Source organism: Roseateles sp. P5_E11 (assembly GCF_054049355.1).
The window spans coordinates 1-1765 of record NZ_JBFUMO010000864.1 but is presented as its reverse complement, the minus strand read 5'-3'; the positions used below and the strand labels follow the sequence as shown (position 1 = coordinate 1765).

General features: G+C 65.7%; 2 protein-coding genes. Both read left to right on the top strand.

Annotated features, from left to right (window positions below; translation table 11 throughout):
• The first annotated feature begins 72 nt into the window (after positions 1 to 72).
• Entirely contained in the window at positions 73 to 801 is a 729-nt protein-coding gene (locus ACXJKR_RS31520; protein ID WP_457326202.1) for a PilW family protein, read from the top strand.
• The coding region (locus ACXJKR_RS31515; protein ID WP_457326201.1) for a PilX N-terminal domain-containing pilus assembly protein at positions 798 to 1765 on the top strand (968 nt) is incomplete at its 3' end. The genes ACXJKR_RS31520 and ACXJKR_RS31515, both read left to right, overlap by 4 nt.

Genomic DNA, 1765 nt, shown 5'->3' with positions numbered 1-1765 from the left:
CGTCAAGATCTGTGCGCCTTCTGCCGCGCGCCCCCCCGCCGTCAAGTTTCGCAAGATGAGTGGGTACGCCACATGCAGCTGAAAACCTTCAGTGACGGGCCGGGCAAGGCCCAACGGGGTGTCGGCCTCATTGAGTTGATGGTCGGCATCACGGTTGGCCTGATCGTCACGGCCGGCGCTGCCCTGGTCGCGACCCGGCAGATCAACGAACACCGACGCCTGATGCTGGAAGTGCAGATGCAGCAGGACCTGCGCATTGCTGCCGATGTGCTGCAGCAGGATCTGCGCCGCGCGGGCTATCGAGGCCTGCCGGCCAACGGCGTGTGGGAGCCTGAACGCGATGCGGGCGCCACGCCAGCCAAGGAGGCCGCCCCCAGCCCCTATACCGCCGCCTCCAGCAACCAGGGCGGCGACCAGCTCGTCTATCGCTATGCCAAGCCGGCGGCCGGTGCCAACGCGGTCAACAAGACCAATGTCCTGGCGAACAACGAGCAATTCGGTGTGCGCTGGAACAAGCGCAACAACTCCCTCGAAATCCAGCTTGGCAAGGACAACTGGCAGCCCATCACGGATCCGGACGCCATCGTGATCCAGAACTTCGTCGCGAAGGTCGTGACGCAGGAAATCCCGCTCGACGACCTCTGCGGCCCCGCCGGGGCCGGTACCTGCCCCAAGCAATGCGTGAGGCACGTCGAATTCACGATCAGGGCGGTAGCCAAGTCCGACCCCGCCGTCCAGCGCACATTGAAGGTCACCGAGAAGATTCGCGCGGACGAGATCAGCGGGGCATGTTCGGTATGAAGCAACTACCTCGCCTGCGCCATGCGCGCTCCCAACACGGTGCCGCCACGCTGGTCGTGGTCATGGTGCTCTTCCTCGTCATGGCCCTGCTGGCCGCCTATGCCAACCGCAGCCTGATGTTCGAACAGCGCATCTCCGGCAGCTACTACCGCGCCAGCATGGCCCAGGAAATGAGTGAGGCTGGCGTCGAATGGTCCCTGGCCATGCTCAACGGCACCGCCATCGACGGCAGTTGCACCGCGGTCGCCACGGGTGGCACACGCTTTGTCAATCAGTACCTCAATGTCTCGGCGGCGGACCGCGCCACCACCACTCAGGTCACAAGCGGCGCACGCCAGCTGGCCGCAGATTGCTCCTACGACGGCACCAACCTCGTTTGCCGCTGCCCCCAGCCCAATGCGCGTGTCGCCCAACCCACCACGGCGCTCGCGGGCGCCCTCATCCCAAGCTTTGGCGTTGCCCTGGGCACGGACACCAAACTCCACTACGGCAACTTCCAGGTGACGAGCTACGGCTGCACCGACAGCAGCGTCGACAACTGCGCCGGTGCCACTGCCACTGCGGAGTTCCGCAGCCAGACGGCTGCGGCCGCATCCCTGCAGTACGTTTCCATCGGCTTTATTGGCGCCGTGCCCTCGTCGCCGGCTTCGCCGCTGACGGTCAAGGGCACGCTGACGACCTCTGGCGTCGGAGGCCTCGGTTTGCACAACGCCGACCCACGTTCGTCCGGCCTGCTGGTCGTCTCCGGCGGCTTGGCGCCGTCGCTGATCGACGCCCGCATGGACACGGTGCCGGGCACGCCGCCGGACCAGGCGCGCAGCTTCACCGACAGCTACCTCTCTACGTTGACCAACAGCGAGGACGACAACAAGACGTTCTTCCGCAACTTCATGGGCATGGTTCCGAGCCGCTACAAGAACCACCCGGCTGCGCGCTCCGTGACCTGCTCGGGCAATTGCGGGCC